Source organism: Wolbachia endosymbiont (group A) of Conops quadrifasciatus (genome assembly GCF_964027015.1).
Lineage (GTDB): Bacteria > Pseudomonadota > Alphaproteobacteria > Rickettsiales > Anaplasmataceae > Wolbachia.
Genome location: NZ_OZ034722.1, coordinates 1051705 through 1065208 on the forward strand (window position 1 = coordinate 1051705; position 13504 = coordinate 1065208).

At 33.6% G+C, this 13504-nt stretch carries 16 protein-coding genes and 1 tRNA gene; 14 read left to right on the forward strand and 3 right to left on the reverse strand.

Annotated elements, in window-relative coordinates; all coding sequences use genetic code 11:
- Positions 1-4: 4 nt before the first annotated feature.
- From AAGD69_RS05485 to AAGD69_RS05520, 8 genes are all read left to right on the forward strand, one after another.
- Complete coding sequence (locus AAGD69_RS05485) at positions 5-625, forward strand: ribonuclease D (protein ID WP_264736005.1); 621 nt, start codon at positions 5-7, stop codon at positions 623-625.
- A gap of 125 nt (positions 626-750) precedes the next feature.
- Positions 751-1074 (forward strand): thioredoxin, encoded by a 324-nt coding sequence (gene trxA / locus AAGD69_RS05490; RefSeq protein ID WP_253309585.1) that lies wholly within the window; start codon positions 751-753, stop codon positions 1072-1074.
- Positions 1075-1116: 42 nt separating this feature from the next.
- Positions 1117-1193: transfer RNA gene (locus tag AAGD69_RS05495), tRNA-Ile, on the forward strand.
- 78 nt (positions 1194-1271) lie between these two features.
- Entirely contained in the window at positions 1272-1931 is a 660-nt protein-coding gene (locus tag AAGD69_RS05500) for a CADD family putative folate metabolism protein (RefSeq protein ID WP_341811934.1), read from the forward strand.
- 195 nt (positions 1932-2126) lie between these two features.
- The gene (locus tag AAGD69_RS05505) at positions 2127-2357 is read left to right on the forward strand and encodes a dihydroneopterin aldolase (RefSeq protein WP_341811935.1); all 231 of its coding nucleotides are present in this window, start codon (positions 2127-2129) and stop codon (positions 2355-2357) included.
- Entirely contained in the window at positions 2357-3655 is a 1299-nt protein-coding gene (gene folP, locus AAGD69_RS05510; RefSeq protein ID WP_341811936.1) for a dihydropteroate synthase, read from the forward strand. The genes AAGD69_RS05505 and folP overlap by 1 nt, the downstream gene beginning before the upstream one ends.
- Complete coding sequence (locus tag AAGD69_RS05515; RefSeq protein WP_341811937.1) at positions 3652-4131, forward strand: dihydrofolate reductase; 480 nt, start codon at positions 3652-3654, stop codon at positions 4129-4131. Before folP ends, AAGD69_RS05515 begins: the two co-directional genes overlap by 4 nt.
- Before the next feature lies 1 nt (position 4132).
- Complete coding sequence (locus tag AAGD69_RS05520) at positions 4133-4840, forward strand: putative folate metabolism gamma-glutamate ligase (RefSeq protein ID WP_341811938.1); 708 nt, start codon at positions 4133-4135, stop codon at positions 4838-4840.
- Positions 4841-4876: 36 nt separating this feature from the next.
- Here the strand turns inward: AAGD69_RS05520 and AAGD69_RS05525 are convergent, their stop codons facing one another.
- Together AAGD69_RS05525 and trmB are read right to left on the reverse strand one after the other, a co-directional pair.
- Positions 4877-5689 (reverse strand): transposase family protein, encoded by an 813-nt coding sequence (locus AAGD69_RS05525; RefSeq protein WP_410529838.1) that lies wholly within the window; start codon positions 5687-5689, stop codon positions 4877-4879.
- A 274-nt stretch (positions 5690-5963) separates the two neighbouring features.
- Entirely contained in the window at positions 5964-6629 is a 666-nt protein-coding gene (gene trmB, locus AAGD69_RS05530) for a tRNA (guanosine(46)-N7)-methyltransferase TrmB (RefSeq protein ID WP_341811940.1), read from the reverse strand.
- A gap of 147 nt (positions 6630-6776) precedes the next feature.
- Here trmB and AAGD69_RS05535 point away from each other — a divergent pair, with 147 nt between their 5' ends.
- The 3 genes from AAGD69_RS05535 (at position 6777) to AAGD69_RS05545 (ending at position 9136) form a co-directional block, all read left to right on the forward strand.
- A complete protein-coding gene (locus AAGD69_RS05535; protein WP_341811941.1) occupies positions 6777-8429 on the forward strand; it encodes a 30S ribosomal protein S1 in 1653 nt (550 codons plus the stop codon).
- A 29-nt stretch (positions 8430-8458) separates the two neighbouring features.
- Positions 8459-8737 carry an HU family DNA-binding protein gene (locus AAGD69_RS05540; RefSeq protein WP_010963035.1) on the forward strand — a complete coding sequence of 93 codons (279 nt, stop codon included), beginning with the start codon at positions 8459-8461 and terminating at the stop codon, positions 8735-8737.
- Between the two features lie 72 nt (positions 8738-8809).
- The gene (locus AAGD69_RS05545; RefSeq protein ID WP_341811942.1) at positions 8810-9136 is read left to right on the forward strand and encodes a cell division protein ZapA; all 327 of its coding nucleotides are present in this window, start codon (positions 8810-8812) and stop codon (positions 9134-9136) included.
- Here the strand turns inward: AAGD69_RS05545 and AAGD69_RS05550 are convergent.
- Positions 9111-9389: a succinate dehydrogenase assembly factor 2 gene (locus tag AAGD69_RS05550; RefSeq protein ID WP_182158663.1), complete on the reverse strand. Its 279-nt coding sequence runs from the start codon at positions 9387-9389 to the stop codon at positions 9111-9113. The genes AAGD69_RS05545 and AAGD69_RS05550 overlap by 26 nt on opposite strands.
- A gap of 100 nt (positions 9390-9489) precedes the next feature.
- Here AAGD69_RS05550 and rseP point away from each other — a divergent pair, with 100 nt between their 5' ends.
- The 3 genes from rseP to AAGD69_RS05565 are packed head-to-tail and all read left to right on the forward strand — an operon-like array spanning position 9490 to position 13504.
- Complete coding sequence (gene rseP / locus AAGD69_RS05555; RefSeq protein WP_341811943.1) at positions 9490-10608, forward strand: RIP metalloprotease RseP; 1119 nt, start codon at positions 9490-9492, stop codon at positions 10606-10608.
- Positions 10609-10615: 7 nt separating this feature from the next.
- Positions 10616-12952, forward strand: a complete 2337-nt coding sequence (gene bamA / locus AAGD69_RS05560; protein WP_341811944.1) for an outer membrane protein assembly factor BamA — start codon at positions 10616-10618, stop codon at positions 12950-12952.
- A complete protein-coding gene (locus tag AAGD69_RS05565) occupies positions 12953-13504 on the forward strand; it encodes an OmpH family outer membrane protein (RefSeq protein ID WP_265032882.1) in 552 nt (183 codons plus the stop codon).

The window sequence follows — 13504 nt, forward strand, 5'->3', positions numbered from 1 at the left end:
CTTTATGGGAATATTTTTATATAAAGACGACTTGCCAGCTAGTTCAATACCAGATGATATAAGGTCTATAGCTGTTGATACCGAGGCAATGGGGCTACTTCATAGCAGAGATAGATTATGCCTTGTGCAGCTCTCTTTTAATGATGGCAACGTTCACTTAGTTCAACTTAAGAACGATTACACAGCGCCAAATTTGAGAAAAATATTAGAGGATAAAAATATAACTAAAATATTTCACTTCGCGCGATTTGATCTGAGCATAATACATTATTACTTGAAAACTTGGGCACTTCCGTGCTATTGCACAAAAATAGCTTCACGGTTAGTTCGCACTTACACAGATAATCATAGCTTAAAAGAACTGTGCTTAGAACTACTTGATACCAAATTAAATAAGCAACAGCAATCTTCTGATTGGGGAAATGAAAATTTGACAGACAAACAAAAAAATTATGCTGCATCTGATGTTTTGTATCTCCATAAGATAAAGGAAAAGCTAGATTTAATGTTGGAGCGTGAAAATAGAAAAGAATTGGCCCAAAAGTGCTTTGAATTTCTTCCTACTCGCATTGAGTTAGACTTAATGGGTTGGGAAAACGTGGATATCTTTAATCATCAGATATAACCATTTGTGAGAAGTTTTTTGTTTGTGCAAGACACTTTAGGGCAATTTTTCAGAAGAATTTAGTTGATTAACTTTTGATTGATGCGCTATATTTTACAAGCAATCGTTCTAAGTTTAGGTATTTTATGAGTGATGACATTATATCAGTAAATGATCAAAATTTCAAATCTGAAGTCACTGACTATAAAGGGTTTGTTCTGATAGACTTTTGGGCAGAATGGTGTGGGCCATGTAAAAGTCTAATGCCGCGTATTGAACAGTTGGCTAAAGACAGAAAAGGCAAGATTAAGATCTGCAAGTTCGACATAGATGAAGGGACTGAAGTGCCAAGTAAGTATGGAGTGCAATCTATACCCACTTTAATCATATTTCAAGATGGTAAGGAAATTGCACGCAAAATTGGTGCAACAAATGATTTGCTAAGTTGGGTTGATAGTGAAATAAGCTAATAGACAAATTTGCTTTTGTGTGTATTATAAATATTGATAAAAGGGATTGTAGCTCAGTCGGTTAGAGCAGTTCGCTCATAACGAATTGGTCGTAGGTTCGAGTCCTACCAATCCCACCATTGTGTTGATCTTAGCATGATCGTAACAATGAGAAAACTATAGTATATGAATTATATGTTGATATAATAGAGGAAATAATGGAATTTACTAAATCTTTTAATAATAAGTTAGATGAGTTGCACTTACTAAATCATCCATTCTACCAATCATGGAATACAGGAAGCTTAAGCTTGCAAGCTTTACAAACCTATGCTAAAGAATATTATCACCACGTTGCTGCGTTTCCTCGTTATATCAGTGGTATACATTTTTTGTGCCCAGATCTAAAAATGCAGCAGGTTTTGCTTGGTAATTTGATAGAAGAAGAACAAGGTGATGAAAATCACCCAGAGTTATGGAAACGTTTTGCTGAAGGGCTTGGTGTAACACGGTCTGATCTCCATAAGGATGCACAGATTAAAGAGACACAGGAGTTAGTTGATGGTTACTTTGATATTGTACGATCAGACTTTGCTTCCGGTTTGGGTGCACTTTATGCTTATAAACGTCAAACTCCAGAGGTTTCTAAGTCTAAAATTGAAGGTTTTAAAAAACACTATTCAATAAGTGATGAGCGTTCTCTTCAATTTTTTACGGTTCATATGCATGCTGATGAATGGCATTCTGAGGAATGTGCAAATCTTATTGCAGACTTAAGCGAAGAAGAGCAAGAGAAAGCCATGCAAGGCGCTAAAAAAGGAGCAAAACTCTTGTGGGGTTTTCTTGACGGGATGATGAACGCTAGTGTGTGTCATTAATTGTAAGTAGATTAAACTCAGTGATATTAAAATGCAATTTAATCTTCTTATATCTGACCTGCGGCTTTGGGTTCATTTAGGATGTAGTGCAGAAGAGAAGTTTCATTCTCAATTAGTTAGTGTTAATATTGATTTTACCTTTAAATCCCCCCTTTAGGACTTACAACTGACCGGCTTGAGGATACTATATGCTACTTGGAGGTAGTTCAGAGTATTCAATCTCTCGTTCAAAGCAAGCAATTCAATTTAATCGAGCACTTAACCCATGATATATACAGAGCCATTAATAATCTTTTGGTGCAAAAAAAACATATTATTTCTTCCATAAGAGTGACTACTCACAAAGTTGCACCACCCGTTTCCGGTGTGCATGGAGGTGTTCTCTTTACTTATTGTAATACATTACAAGAACAGGAAGGTAACTAATGATCTATATTTCTATTGGCTCAAATACAGGAAATCGCTTTTCCCATTTACAAAGGGCTGCTCAGTTACTAAAGGAACGCTATTTTAAAGATTTAAAGTCTTCGATCATTCTAGAAACTAAGGCCATTTTACCAAACGGTGCTCCACCTGAGTGGGATAAGCCATTTCTCAACATGATTGTCTATGGAAGTTGTTCTTCTTCTCCCGAAGAGCTATTAAAAGGTCTAAAACAAATTGAGTGTGATATTGGCCGTCCGCAGGTCTATGAAAAGTGGGCACCTCGCGTTATTGATTTGGATATTTTGTTATGGGATGATCTAACGCTCGATACACCCTACCTTAGAATTCCTCACCCAGAATTGATAAACAGACCATTTTTGCTTCACTTGATGGCAATGCTGAACCCTATGGATAATACTCCAATAATCAACAAGACGTTCGGTACTGTTGCTTATGATATCCCTAACATTCAAGATTGTTTTTTAAAGAGTTTTACGCTTTCACCAGAGCTTGTAGGTATTGTCAATATTACTCCTGATTCATTTTCAGATGGTGGTCTTTATTATGATTCAGATCAAGCAACCAAGCAGGCACTGCGGCTGTTATCAGATGGTGCAAGCATAGTTGAACTTGGTGCTCAATCAACAAGACCTGGATCTTTAATGCAGATCCCAGAGGAAGAGTATGCACGTCTAAAGCCAGTACTTGATAATCTTAGCGATTATATGAAAGCTGGCGATATTAAAGTTAGCATTGATAGTTTCTGGCCAGATGTTATTTTGAATGTTTTAAAACACTACAAAATTACCTGGGTAAACGATCAGAAGGAAGCTCTGGATAATAATACCTTAAAAGCAATTGCTAGTAATGGTTGCAGCATCGTTATTATGCATTCACTTTCAATACCACCACATAGAGACAACATTATTCCAGACGACACTGACCCAATTGATATCATAAATAATTGGTCAGAGAAGAGCATTAGCAGGTTACTTACCCTAGGTTTTGATCAAAGCTCGATAATTATTGATCCTGGTATTGGTTTTGGAAAATCTCTATATCAGAATATCTGGCTTTTACGCAATATAGAAGCATTGCGAAGTTTTGGCTGCAAAGTTCTGGTTGGTCATTCTAGAAAGTCATTTATTTCTTCTTTTTCTACAGAACCTGTCTTTAACCGAGATTTAGAAACAATTGCTTTATCATCTGCATTGCACAACAAGGTTGATTTCCTTCGAGTGCATAATGTGCGTGATCACATGCGATTTTTTGTAGCTCAAGCTGCTTTACAGGAATGAAGATTATCGGAATTATGGCTGTTGATCCCAAGGGGGTGATTGGAATAAATAATGGATTGCCCTGGCATTATCCAAGTGAATTAGATCGTTTTCGTCAAGTGACTGACAAACAAGTTATTGTGATGGGAAGAAAAACATTTGAAACAATACCACAAAACATATTAAAGCCTATTGTTTTTTTTCGTAACAAATTAAGTCCTTGTTTTAATAAAGGCATAGAATGCACTATTGTTTCTTCTATGCAAGAGTTCTTGTCAATCCAAGGTAATTGGAGTTACCCTCAAATCTTCATGATTGGTGTAGCACAAATAGCGCACCTTTTTTTGGAGTATGATCTAATTTCAGAGTTTATCATAACAGAAATTCACAGACCTTATGAAGGTGATGTATATTTCAACTTAACACTTCTTGATAGATGGAATAAAACTATTCTTACCAAAACAAAAGACTATACTATATGCAAGCTAACACGTTAATATGCATATTGAAGCAATTTATACCCACCGCATTGAATGTGGAGAAGTATTAGAGCAAGTTCTTGATTGCTATGTTTCAGAGTTGCTAAGAGAGGAAGTTGTTCTTGCTATCACATCAAAAATCATTTCTATTTGTCAAAAACAAGTGGTTTGCAAAACTGCTTGTTCTAAAGAAGAGCTAATCAAAAGAGAAGCTGATGCAATTGTTGATGTGGACCACAATCCTCATAGTATCTGTTTAACGATTAAAGATAATATCTTAATTCCATCTGCTGGCATTGATGAACCAAATGGTAATGAAATGTATATTTTATACCCAAAGGATGTTCAGAAAACAGCTCTATCAATATGGAACTATCTCAAGACAAAACACTGCATAAAACATCTTGGTATTTTGATTACAGATAGTAATGTAACACCTATGCGTCGTGGGGTTACGGGCGTTGCTCTTGGTTGGTGTGGATTTGAACCACTTTATTCCTATATAGGCAAGCCAGATCTTTATAATCAATCACTGCAAGTAACACAAGTCAATCTTCTTGATGCACTGGCAATATCTGCTGTTTTAGTTATGGGAGAAGGGGCAGAGCAAACACTAATGGCAATAATTAGTGGTGCACCAAAGGTTCACTTTCTTACTCGTCCGCCAACTACAAAAGAAGAAAAAAGTGTTAAGATATCTATAGACCTGCTGCGAATCAAGCAATAAAAAGAAGGAAAGGAGGGTGACTAAAATCAAGGTTAACTAAAAGGTGTGCTTAAGATTCACAATACCAGCAATAATATTGAACCTCAGGTCGTATTTTTTCTGAAAATTGCGGTAAATATGAGACATAATCTTAAATATCTTTATCTCACGGATCTTATTTTCTACTCTCATTCTAAATGATGCTAATCTTCTATTATGCTCTTTCTGCTCTGGAGTTAATGGCTTTTTACGATACTTTTTATATGGAATTATAACATTGCTTTGCAATTTTTGCCAACCTTGATATCCAGAATCGGCATATTTTATGCTATCGATTGGTAAATATTTTTCTTGTTTCCTTATGCGAAAATCATTAATTCTACCACGATATGAATTTGACACTGATAAAATTCTTCCACCTTCTTCGATAACAATCTCAGTTTTCATAGTGTTGGTTCTTTTTTTTCCTGAATATGATTTCTTCCGTTTTTTACTATCTTCTGGTCTCTGTATTTGCTGTTCTGTAACATCAGCCAGAATCTTCAGTATTTTTTCTGGTGTCATACTTCTATCTTTTGTTATAGTAACTTTTTTGGCAAGTAATGGCTCTATTTTCTTCAGTAACCTACATACATTTGCGTTGTGCACATTGAACAGGCACCCTAAAAATCTATGTGTTATGTAAGTGCGATAGTACAAAATTACGCAAAATAACTTATCTTCTAGAGTTGGTAGTTGTGATCTTCTACCATGGCACTTTTTCTGTTTTTCAACTCTTTCCCACCCAGACCTCACTTTTTCCACTACCTTTTCGAACTCCTCTATAGTTAAACCTGTTATATTACGAAAGTTTCTTGGGTGTTTCTTCATGTTATAGTAACTAAAGCTCATTTTTTTACCTTACTCAATCTGCTTATTCTTCTTCTACTTCTCTCACATTATTTTTTCAATCATCTTTTGCAGCAGGTCTTATGAAAAAAGATCTTTACTCTCCTCTCCTCATGGGAGCCCGTTGGTTAAAGAGAAACTTAAAAAATTTACTATTTCTTCATAAGGAGAAGTAGTTAAAGGAATTTACTCTATTTCTCCCTCTTTTTTTATTATTTTTAATCTATAGTTAACGTAAAAGAGATATGCAAAAACTCTATTGATCCATAGTCTGCAAATTATTAATAACACTTACTTTAAAGAACCTTACTTTACGCTGATCTTTGAGCGCTCTTTTGTGGTATTTTGTAAGAGTATAACTTGTGAAATCGTCTCCCCTATAGATTAAAGAGTTACACTGCTTTATATGTGATGCTATCCACTCTGCATAGTCCTGATGATCGGTTGCAATGAATATTTCCCCTGTTATAAGTATTTTTTTTGCTAATAAATTTAAAAATTCCGTATTAATTAATCGTCTTTTATTGTGACTTCTTTTTGGCCATGGATCTGGAAAGAGGATAAAGAATCTTTCAACACTGTTGTCAGGAAAATTTGCAATCAATTCTCTTGCATCTTCTGTCCATATTAAAATGTTTTTTATGTTTTGTATTTCTATGTTTGTTAGCAAGCGAGAAACCCCCTTTAAGTAGGGCTCACATCCTATAAATAATAGATCAGGTTCATTGAGCACCTGGTAAAGCATACTTTCACCGTTGCCAAAGCCTATTTCTACCCATATTCTTTTTCGTGAATTTACAATCTTCTCTATAGATTCCTTGCTGTTTTGAATAGAATATTTTTCCAATATTTCATCAATATCCGTTTTTAACCTGGACCTTCTGGAGAACGATCTAATCCACTTGCTATTCTTAAATAGCATATTCTTGATACATATATAATTTTCTCACTATATTTTATATAGCTTAAACAATTCTCGAAATGAATTAACGAAAAATTACTTGTCAATAATTATTAATATTATATAATATATGAGTTCTAATAAAGTTTAAATTAAAGGTCACATTGCATGAATAATAATGATCCAGTTGTAAATCTACCGGTTACTATCAGAAAGCTATCATCAAACAAGTTTATAGAAGAGATATGTCAAGGCCAATTTGAGGATCAAGATAATGTCTTGTTTGAAGATTCTTTTGTTAACAAAATTAAAGAAGGAGATGTGGTAGAAGGTGTAATTACAAGAATAAACCCTAACGACGTTGTGGTTGATATTGGTTTAAAGTCTGACGGGAGAATTCTGATCAAGGAACTCGGTTGTAATGATGAGATCATTATTGGCTCGAAAATTAGAGTTTATGTGGAAAGAATTGAAGATTATCATGGTAATGTTGTTCTTAGCCGTGAAAAAGCAATTAGAGACGAGAAATGGAATAAGTTGGAAGAAGATACAGTTACAAGAGCTGAAGTAAGCGGAGTTATTAAACGCTCAATTAAATGTGGTTTTATTGTTGATCTTGGTGACGGAATAAGCGCTTTTTTACCGCTGAGTCATGTGGATTTGAAGCAAGTAAAAGACGCGAAGCACCTTATTGAAACTGAACAAAAGTTCATCGTGCTTAAAATGGATAAGAAGCAAGGTAATATTGTAGTATCAAGAAAGCTGGTGTTAGAAAAATTGCACGCTGGTGAAAAAATTAAATTTTTAGAATCTTTAAATGAAGGCGATATAATAGAAGGAAAAATAAAAAGCATCACTCATTACGGTGTATTTATCGGTATTCATGAATCAGATGTAGTGGGAGTTATAGATGGATTGCTACATATTACAGATATCTCTTGGAGTAGAGTGAGTCATCCATCTGCAGTTTTTGCTTGTGGCCAGACTATAAAAGTTAAAATTATAAAAATAGATAAGGAAAATGCTAAAATTTCCTTAGGTGTGAAGCAGCTAGAAGATAGCCCTTGGCAAGATGCAGAGTCAAAATATCCAGTTGATAGTGTGCATAAGGGTTATGTAACAAGCATAGAAGATTATGGATTGTTTGTTGAGCTTAGACCTGGAATTGAAGGTTTAGTGCACTCGTCAGAAATAACTTGGGTTAAGAGTAATTTACCAGTTAGTAGTCTCGTAACAAGGGGACAAGAAGTATATGTAAAAATTCTCAGTATTGACATTGCTAAGAGTAGGATGAGTTTAAGCATGAAAAGGTGTGTAGACAACCCTTGGCAAGTATTTATCAATAAATATCCTCCTGGTTCTATTGTTTCTGGTGAAGTGAAGAATAATACCGGCTCATATGTATCTGTTGCTTTCAATGATTCTGAAATAGATGAGAACGTAGAAGGGATAATATATGTGAAAGATTTAAGTTGGTCTAAAAATAGCTCAGATGAGATAAAGAAGTATAATGTAGGTGATAAAATAGAAGCAAAAGTAATAAGGGCTAACGTGAATCGGGCAAGAATTTATCTTGGAATAAAACAAATAGAGTATGATCCTCTTGAAGAACTGATAAAGAAAGTTAAGGTAGGCGATAAAATACAGGTTATTGTAGGTAAGAGAGAAGATAATGGACTAGTCGTTGAAGTTGAGAACGATGTAACCCTTCTAATAGATCAAGAGCATTTACCGGAAAATAAAAAGTTCTCTATATCAGAAAAAATAGAAGTTGAAGTATTGGGTGTTGAAGAATATAACATAGTATTATCTGCTAAGTGATAAGGTTTACTTATTTTGGCTTCATATAAATGGCAACAAAGTCTGATATAATAGCGAGGGTAGCAAAAAGACATCCTTTTTTAGATAAGATTGTTATAGCAGCTATAGTTGATAGATTTTTTGGGATACTTTCAAGCACATTGAAGCATCATAATAGAGTTGAAATTAGGGGGTTTGGTTCTTTTTCAGTTAGAAGTTATAACTTGAAAGAAACAAGCCATTTAATGTTACAGAAGTTTACAAAGAATCAATACTTTAAAACATACTTTCGTAGCAGTAAAAAATTATCTGATTTGATAAATGAATAAAAATTTATACCATAAATAAGATGAAAGTAGGGGTTTGAGTTTATACTGTACGATAGAAATTTTTAGCACCATATGCAAGTAGTAGAAATAGTTATACGTAATAACACATACAAAATATCTTGCGAAAGTGGGAAGAAGAACCATTTATTACATCTTGCTAATAGTTTTGACAAGCTAGTTGGTTCTGTATCTCAAAAAACTGGAGGTAAGGGTTCGGATGCATTAAATTTCTTACTTGCAGCGCTAATTCTTGAGGATAAAATTTTAGAATTAACAAAGCGGTTGGATGAAGCAAATCAAGAGCGCGAAAAGTATAGAAACGAGAAAAGAATAGACTATATTGAGGTACTAGATAAGGTAAATAAGATTATCACTAATCTTGAGTGCATAAAGGATTAGCTTCAATAAAGCAAGCAATTAAATTGACTATCTGACTATTTAAGCCAGGAGGGAGGTTTGTCTTACGAGTTATGTAACAATATAATTCGTAATCATCAAGATCAACTATTTTTTCGTATTCGATTAGTTCGCTCAAGGAAAATTTATCAAGATATTTCAATGCGAAATGCCCTAAAAGTATATCGGTTTCTTTGCAACCCCTATGCCAGCTTCTATACATCAATTTTCTTCTGAGTAGTGAGGTATCTGTCATTACAATTAAACTTTTTTTTAATTTAAAAGTTAAACTAAATACTTGTCAAGCGAGGCGCGTTTTAATATACTTAACATTTGTTTAAGATCTAAATACACAGGTGGAGTTAATTTCGAATTTCATTCATCAGTTTGGCAATGGAATATATTGTTTTTTGTCATTTGCCTTAATCATTTCTGTTATAGTGTTTGTGCATGAATATGGGCATTATGTTGTTGCCAAAGCATGCAAAGTTAAAGTTGAATCTTTTTCTATAGGTTTTGGTCCTGAAATTTTTGGTTTTAACGATAAGTCTGGAACTAGATGGAAACTAAGCGCTGTTCCATTGGGTGGTTATGTTAAAATGTTAGGGGATACTAATGCAGCAAGTGTCCCAGCTGATCAAAAAGAATTAACTGAAGAAGAAAAGTTGTATTCATTTCATACAAAACCGCGGTATAAAAAAGCAGCAGTGGTTTTTGCAGGACCTTTTGCAAATATGATACTTGCTGTTATAGCTTTTACAATATTTTTTAGCACGGCAGGTTATTACCGCACTCCACCGGTGATTAGGGATGTAATTGAAGGAAGTGCAGCCAAACAAGCTGGCCTATTACCAGGTGACACCATTACACAAATCAATGAACATAAAATAAAATACTTTGAAGATATTTCACGTGTGATAATGTCGAACCCCAAGACGAGAATAGAAATTAAATATAGCAGAAATAATGAGGAGCGTAGAACTAGCCTGACTCCATTGACAATTGAGAGTAGAGATGTTTTTGGCAACATAATAGAAAGAGAAACTATAGGGATTATTTCAGTCAATACATTAAAGCAGTCATCTTTTCTTGGGGCTGTGAGCTTATCAGTAAGTGAAACTTACCACACTATGTGCTTAACGATCAAAGCTATCTTTCAAATTATCGTTGGTAAGAGAAGTGCAAGTGAAATAGGTGGACCAATAAAAATTGCAAAATATTCAGGGCAATCAGCCAAAAAAGGATTTATTATGGTTGTGTATCTCATGGCAATTATTTCAGCTAATTTAGCTGCGATTAACTTGCTACCAATTCCGCTACTGGATGGTGGGCATTTATTTCGTTATATTATAGAAGCAGTTATACGTAGAGATTTAAGTTTGAAATATCAAAAATATGAGGCTAACTTTGGTGCTTTCATTTTGTTCTTGCTGATGGCAATTGCAATTTCGAATGATATTAGGAGTCTTTTTTAAAATAAATATGAAAAAGCTATTTTACATACTAATAGTAATTTTTATCTCCTTTCCCGCTCTACTTGTTGCTTTAGAAAATAAGGAAAAAGTACAGATAAAAGATATCAAATGCATTGGCAATGAGCGAGTAAGCAATAAAACAATAGGGTTTTATATAAAGTTAGAACCTGGTAGCTATGTAGACGACGATGATATAGATTCGATTATAAAAGGTTTATATAAAACAAAGTTGTTTGCTAGTGTTAACGCTTATATCGATGATAAAAAAAATTTAGTAGTAAAAATTCAAGAAAATCCACTAATTAACAAGATAATATTAAAGGGTAATAAATTATTTAACAGCAAAGAGCTGCTAAATAATGTAATTCAATCAAAATCGCTAACTATTTTCACTGAAACAAAATTGCAAAACGATTTAATGAATTTAATCACTACTTATAGAAATAACGGTAAGGTTGGTGTTAACGTTGCATATGAGCTGAATAAGCTTGATAGTAATAGGGTCAATCTAATTTTTAAAATAAAAGAAGGTAAAACCTCTAAAATTAAGGATATAAGATTTATAGGTAACAAAAACTTTTCTGAAAACGAGCTAGAGCAAGCTATTAAAGTGCATAGTAATGACATATTTAGTAAGTTATTTAGAGCCATGTTTAGGGGCGGAACTCGTTATTCACCACAATATTTATTGATTAACACAGAATTGCTCGATCGTTTTTATTCGTCTAAGGGATATATTCAAAATAATATTCAACCGACTGTTGAGGTTGATAATAACAATCAGATAGAATTGACTTTTTTGATTGACGAAGGACAGCAATATTTGTTTGGAAATAATGAGGTTAATATTGAAACTGAAATTCAGGATTTAAGCCTAAAAGAAGAAATATTGGACTTTATAACAGAGGAAAACGATAAGATATTTAATAGAGTTAAAATTAATAATACAGTAGAAAAAATAAACAAGTATTTAAATGAGAAAGGATATATATTTGCAAAAGTTAATCCAGAGTATGCACAACGTGACAATGTTGTAGATGTGACCTACAGAGTGCTGCCGGGTAAAAAAATTTATATAAATCAAATTACAATTGATGGTAACGATCGCACTTTAGATAAGGTGATCAGAAGTAAGCTAAGTATAGCAGAAGGTGATGCGTACAATATATCTGAGATTCAAAAATCACGTAAAAAACTAATGAGTAGTGATTTTTTTGAAACAGTGAAAGTAAATAGTTACGCAGTTAATGACAATGCAGTAAATCTTGACTTAAATGTTAAAGAAAAAAGAACTGCCTCATTATCTTTAGCAGGAGGTATGTCCTTTCCTGGCGGAGCATTTGTAAAAACTGATTTCACAGATCGTAATTTATTTGGTAGTGGTAAAGAGCTCTCTTTTGCTCTTGAAAAAAATAAATATTCACTTTCTACTAATGTAGAGGTTGTTGAAAATAATTTTAACGATTCTGATACATCACTAGGTGTGAGCGTATTTTATGAAAAACAAGATAAACCACACACTAGCTTCGACAGTTGTGACATGGGATTTTCAACAAAATTATCATACAAAGTTATAGAAAACTTAACTAATTCCATTCGCTACTCTTACAAGTATAACCGTATACACATGGATAATAAGGGTGGAAAAGACAATGACATCTCTGATATAATAAAGGGGCAAGGAGGTGAACATCAGATTTCATCAGTAGGATACACATTGGCATATAATAAACTGGATAATCTTTATGCTCCAAAAGAAGGATATTTATTGCGTATAAGTCAGGATATTTCAGGATTGGGAGGGAATGTAAACTTCCTAAAATCTGAGTTCTTGTCTTTTTACACGCATCCTATATTAAGTGAAATTGACGATAGCATAATACTGCGCTTTAAGATGGCGGCAGGTCATATTTTTTCTTATACCGATGAAGATTTAAACATTGGCCAGCACTTTTTTAAAGGGGGTAATGAGATTAGAGGGTTTGATCTTTCTGGTATCGGACCAAGAGCAATAGACAACAATAAAAGCTCGTTAGGAGGCAAAACTTATTTTAATTTAACACAGCAAGTAGATTTCCCATTACCAAAACTATATGACTATTCTGGTATCAAAGGCTCATTATTTGTTGACTATGCAACACTTTTTGGCTTAGATGATAAAAATGAGAAATATAAAGATCCATATAATGATAGTAAGCTTATAAGAGTGTCACCAGGTTTTGGCTTTTCAATGCCTTCTCCTTTTGGTAGACTTAGATTAGATTTTGGGTTTCCTTTAGTAAAGGAATCTTATGATATAATACCATCACCAAATGTTAAATTTTCTATTGAAGCGGGGATTTGAATGAAATATATACAGTTATTTATATCAGTTATTGCCTTAATTATTTCCTTGTTTGTGGGGTATAAGTTTGCAGGATATCAACCTCAGAACACAAAGGCTGCCATTATTGATAGTGATAAAGTTATCAATGAATCTCTTGCTCTGCAAAACATACAACAACAAATAAAGGAGCAGAATTCTAGATTACAACAAGAATTTGAAAGTGAGTTAGAAAAACTTAAGCCATCAAAAGAAGAATTTGAACTTTTGTCAGAAGAAGCAAAAAAGGAAAAGACAGAACAGTTTAATAAGCATACTGTAAATGCTAGAGATGCTTACGCTAAAAAAATGTTGTATTTAGAAGAAAGTTATAGAGATGCAGTAGAGAGTGTTTTTAACAAGATAAAAGAAGTTGCTAAAAAAACGGCAGAAAAAGACAACATAGATTTGGTACTATTTATTTCAAAAAAGAACCAAGTTTTATACTCTATGGATGAAGTTGATTTATCGGATATGGTATTAAACAATATAAACAAGGAAATACCTGAATTTGCTTTAAAAGGCATTGAGTAG

Excerpts from the sequence above, each read along its gene's own strand:
- AAGD69_RS05485 (WP_264736005.1), top strand. The coding sequence starts at position 5 with ATGGGAATATTTTTATATAAAGACGACTTGCCAGCTAGTTCAATACCA.
- trxA (WP_253309585.1), top strand. The coding sequence starts at position 751 with ATGAGTGATGACATTATATCAGTAAATGATCAAAATTTCAAATCTGAA.
- AAGD69_RS05500 (WP_341811934.1), top strand. The coding sequence starts at position 1,272 with ATGGAATTTACTAAATCTTTTAATAATAAGTTAGATGAGTTGCACTTA.
- folP (WP_341811936.1), top strand. The coding sequence starts at position 2,357 with ATGATCTATATTTCTATTGGCTCAAATACAGGAAATCGCTTTTCCCAT.
- AAGD69_RS05515 (WP_341811937.1), top strand. The coding sequence starts at position 3,652 with ATGAAGATTATCGGAATTATGGCTGTTGATCCCAAGGGGGTGATTGGA.
- AAGD69_RS05520 (WP_341811938.1), top strand. The coding sequence starts at position 4,133 with ATGCATATTGAAGCAATTTATACCCACCGCATTGAATGTGGAGAAGTA.
- AAGD69_RS05525 (WP_410529838.1), bottom strand. The coding sequence starts at position 5,689 with ATGAAGAAACACCCAAGAAACTTTCGTAATATAACAGGTTTAACTATA.
- trmB (WP_341811940.1), bottom strand. The coding sequence starts at position 6,629 with ATGCTATTTAAGAATAGCAAGTGGATTAGATCGTTCTCCAGAAGGTCC.
- AAGD69_RS05535 (WP_341811941.1), top strand. The coding sequence starts at position 6,777 with ATGAATAATAATGATCCAGTTGTAAATCTACCGGTTACTATCAGAAAG.
- AAGD69_RS05540 (WP_010963035.1), top strand. The coding sequence starts at position 8,459 with ATGGCAACAAAGTCTGATATAATAGCGAGGGTAGCAAAAAGACATCCT.
- AAGD69_RS05545 (WP_341811942.1), top strand. The coding sequence starts at position 8,810 with ATGCAAGTAGTAGAAATAGTTATACGTAATAACACATACAAAATATCT.
- AAGD69_RS05550 (WP_182158663.1), bottom strand. The coding sequence starts at position 9,389 with ATGACAGATACCTCACTACTCAGAAGAAAATTGATGTATAGAAGCTGG.
- bamA (WP_341811944.1), top strand. The coding sequence starts at position 10,616 with ATGAAAAAGCTATTTTACATACTAATAGTAATTTTTATCTCCTTTCCC.
- AAGD69_RS05565 (WP_265032882.1), top strand. The coding sequence starts at position 12,953 with ATGAAATATATACAGTTATTTATATCAGTTATTGCCTTAATTATTTCC.